The organism is Isoptericola sp. NPDC060257, assembly GCF_042726645.1.
Classification (GTDB): domain Bacteria; phylum Actinomycetota; class Actinomycetes; order Actinomycetales; family Cellulomonadaceae; genus Isoptericola; species Isoptericola nanjingensis.
This window is the reverse complement of sequence record NZ_JBHXAW010000379.1, coordinates 1-3,270: the sequence shown is the minus strand read 5'-3', so window position 1 is coordinate 3,270 and position 3,270 is coordinate 1. Positions and strand designations below refer to the sequence as shown.

General features: G+C 75.8%; 4 protein-coding genes. 2 read left to right on the top strand and 2 right to left on the bottom strand.

Annotated elements, in window-relative coordinates; all coding sequences use genetic code 11:
* The first annotated feature begins 380 nt into the window (after window positions 1–380).
* A complete protein-coding gene (locus ACFWEK_RS20260) occupies window positions 381–1,313 on the top strand; it encodes an A/G-specific adenine glycosylase (RefSeq protein ID WP_430547729.1) in 933 nt (310 codons plus the stop codon).
* A 31-nt stretch (window positions 1,314–1,344) separates the two neighbouring features.
* Here ACFWEK_RS20260 and ACFWEK_RS20255 read toward each other — a convergent pair whose 3' ends face one another.
* Window positions 1,345–1,890 carry an amino-acid N-acetyltransferase gene (locus ACFWEK_RS20255; RefSeq protein ID WP_429764994.1) on the bottom strand — a complete coding sequence of 182 codons (546 nt, stop codon included), beginning with the start codon at window positions 1,888–1,890 and terminating at the stop codon, window positions 1,345–1,347.
* A gap of 57 nt (window positions 1,891–1,947) precedes the next feature.
* Window positions 1,948–2,901 carry a sugar-binding transcriptional regulator gene (locus ACFWEK_RS20250; protein ID WP_430555204.1) on the bottom strand — a complete coding sequence of 318 codons (954 nt, stop codon included), beginning with the start codon at window positions 2,899–2,901 and terminating at the stop codon, window positions 1,948–1,950.
* Window positions 2,902–2,999: 98 nt separating this feature from the next.
* Here ACFWEK_RS20250 and ACFWEK_RS20245 point away from each other — a divergent pair.
* Window positions 3,000–3,270: FAD-dependent oxidoreductase (locus tag ACFWEK_RS20245; RefSeq protein ID WP_430555203.1), on the top strand; the 271-nt coding region annotated here is incomplete at its 3' end.

The window sequence follows — 3,270 nt, the reverse complement described above, 5'->3', positions numbered from 1 at the left end:
GTCGCGCCGCCCCGTGCGGAGCCGCCGCGCGAGCCACCCTGGGCCGCGCCCTTCGCGCTGCCCCGGCCGGTGGCGCCCTTCGGGGGGCTCTGCGACGCCTTCTTCGGTACGCCCTGGGCGCCGCCCGACGTCGTCCTGCGCGTCCCGCCGCCGGAGCGCCCCGTGCCCGCGGAGCCGGACCGACCCGCACCGGAGCGCGCGCCGGAACCACGCGAGGTGCTGCCACCTCGACGCCCGTCCTCCGCACGTGCCACGGGCCACCCCTCCGTCTCGATCCCTGCCGCGGCGCCACCGTACGACGCACGTCCCCACCTGCGGCGGAGCCGCGCCGCGTCGCCCAGCACCCGCCGAGCCGTGGCCCTGACAACTCGTGGGTGAGAATGGGCGCCGTGCCCGTCGTCCCCGCCCCGCTCCGCTCGACGCCGTCCGTCCCGGACACCGCGGACCCGCTCGTCGCGCGCACGGTCGCCTGGTTCGACGACGCCGCCCGGGACCTGCCGTGGCGGCGCCCGGACCGGACCCCGTGGGGCGTGCTCGTCAGCGAGGTGATGCTGCAGCAGACGCCGGTGGTCCGGGTCGAGCCGGTGTGGCGCGCGTGGCTGGAGCGGTGGCCGACGCCCGCCGCCCTCGCCTCGGCGCCCACGGCGGACGTGCTGCGCGCGTGGGACCGCCTCGGCTACCCGCGCCGCGCGCTGCGCCTGCAGCAGTGCGCGGCCGCGATCGTCGAGCGGCACGACGGCGAGGTCCCCGACGACGAGGACGCGCTGCGCGCCCTGCCCGGCATCGGCGAGTACACCGCGGCGGCCGTGCGCGCGTTCGCTTTCGGACGCCGCTCCGTCGTCGTCGACACCAACGTGCGTCGCGTCCTGGCCCGCACGCTGGGCGGCACCGCGCTCGGCGCGCCCTCCCCCACGGCCGCGGAGCGCGGGCTCGCCGCGGGCGTCGTGCCCGACGACGACGCGACCGCCGCGCGCTGGGCGGCCGCGTCGATGGAGCTCGGCGCCGTCGTGTGCACCGCCCGGGCGCCGCGCTGCGGCGCCTGTCCCGTCGCCGACCTGTGCGCCTGGCGCGCCGCCGGCCACCCGCCCGACGCAGACGCCCACCGTCGTCGCACACAGGCCTGGCACGGCACCGACCGCCAGGTGCGCGGCCGGGTCATGGCGGCGCTGCGGGCCGCCGTCGAGCCGGTGCCGCGCGCGCTGCTCGCCGACTCCGGCCTCGACCAGGGCCAGGTCGACCGTTGTCTCGGCGGCCTGGTCGAGGACGGCCTCGTCGAGCAGGACGACGCCGGGCGCTACCACCTGCCCGTCTAGCGCCACGTCGTGGGCGCTGGACGGGTGCGGGTCAGAGCTCGAGCAGCATCCGCGTGTTGCCGAGCGTGTTGGGCTTCACGCGCGCCAGGTCCAGGAACTCGGCGACGCCGTCGTCGTGGGAGCGCAGCAGCTCGGCGTACACCTCGGCGTCGACGGGCGTGCCGTCGATCTCGCGGAACCCGTGCGTGCGGAAGAAGCCCACCTCGAACGTCAGGCAGAACACCCGGCGCAGCCCGAGGCGCCGCGCCCGGTCGACGAGGCCCTCGACGAGGGCGTGCCCGACGCCGCGGCCGCGCCACGCCGGGTCGGCGGCGAGGGTGCGCACCTCCGCGAGGTCGTCCCACATGACGTGCAGCGCGCCGCACCCCACGACGCCCCCGTCGACGTCGGCGGCCACGAGGAACTCCTGCACGGCCTCGTAGTAGCCGACCATCTCCTTGGCCAGGAGGATGCGCCGCTCGGCGTACGGCTCCACGAGACGGCGCACGGCGCGCATGTCGGCCGGCATCGCGGAGCGGACGGCGAACGACGCGCCGTGGTCCTGGGGCCGGCGGTCCGCGGGCGGTTCCGGAAGCACGCCGTCACTCTACGAGCGTGATCCCCGCGCGGCGCGCGCGTCCCGGTGCACGGACGTTCACGGTTCCTCCACGAGCGCGGCGGCCGTGACCTCGTCGATCACGAGGTCGGTCACCACGCCCGCCGCGAGCGCCGCCCGCAGGGGCGCCACCTTGTTGTCGCCCGCGACGGCGCACAGCCGCCGCGGGATGCGGCGCAGCTCGGCGGGCGCGGGCCCGGTGGCGCGGGAGTTGAGGGAGATGTCGCGGTAGGTGCCGTCGGCGCGCACGAAGACGGTGCAGACGTCGCCCACGACCCCTTCGGCGTCCAGCACGGCCACGTCGTCGGGCTCCAGGTACCCGGCGGAGTACACGTGCGAGGGCACGCCCCCGGTGAGGGCCCCCACGGAGAACAGGGCGATGTCGGCGCGGCCCTGGACGTCGAGCACGCGGCGCACGGACCGCTCCCGCCACATCGCGGCCTTGGTCTCGGCGAAGTCGAAGAACGCCGGCACGGGGAAGTAGTGGACGGACGCGTCGAAGGCCGTGCCGAACCCCGAGATCAGGTCGCCCGCGTAGCTCATCCCCGAGGTGCGGGTGTTGGCGGCGCCGTTGAGCTGCACGACGGCGGACCCGCGGGTCGGCTTGTGGGGCAGGTGCTCCGTGATCGCGGCGAGGGTGGTGCCCCAGGCCACGCCGAGCACCATGTCGGAGTCGAACCAGCGCGCCAGGAGCCGCGCGGTGGTGATGGACACCTGCTGCAGGCGGTCGTCGTCGGTGGCGGAGTCCGAGACGGGCACCACGTACGCGTCGATGCCGTGCCGCTCGGCGATCTCCTGGCCGAGGCCGGGCGCCCGGGACGGGCCGGGTCGCAGCGTGATCTCGACGACGCCGGTGTCCCGCGCGCGCTTGATCAGCCGGGAGACGGTGGAGCGGGACGTGCGCAGGTGCCGCGCGATCGTCTCCATCTTCATGTCCTGCAGGTAGTACATCGTCGCGGCCATGACCACGTCGCGTTCCCGGTAGCTCGCCATGCCACCAGGATGCACCCGTGCACGTTCGTGCACCCAGGTTGCGCGGACGTGCTGGCGGTGCTGCTCTGGGAGCGTCGTCCCGATCGGAAGGAACCACGATGGCCTCCACCCGGCTCACCGCCGAGTCACGCACCCAGGCCCTCGCCGCGCTCAAGGGCTCGCAGACCCCCAGCGGCGAGCTCGACGTGCTCGTCGTCGGCGGCGGGGTCACCGGCGCCGGCATCGCGCTCGACGCCGCCACCCGCGGCCTGTCGACCGCGATCGTCGAGGCGCAGGACTGGGCGTCGGGCACGTCCAGCCGGAGCAGCAAGCTCGTGCACGGCGGGCTGCGCTACCTGCAGACGCTCGACTTCCACCTCGTCAAGGAGG

Coding starts and splice junctions, on each gene's coding strand:
- ACFWEK_RS20260 (WP_430547729.1), top strand. CDS start 381: ATGGGCGCCGTGCCCGTCGTCCCCGCCCCGCTCCGCTCGACGCCGTCC.
- ACFWEK_RS20250 (WP_430555204.1), bottom strand. CDS start 2,901: ATGGCGAGCTACCGGGAACGCGACGTGGTCATGGCCGCGACGATGTAC.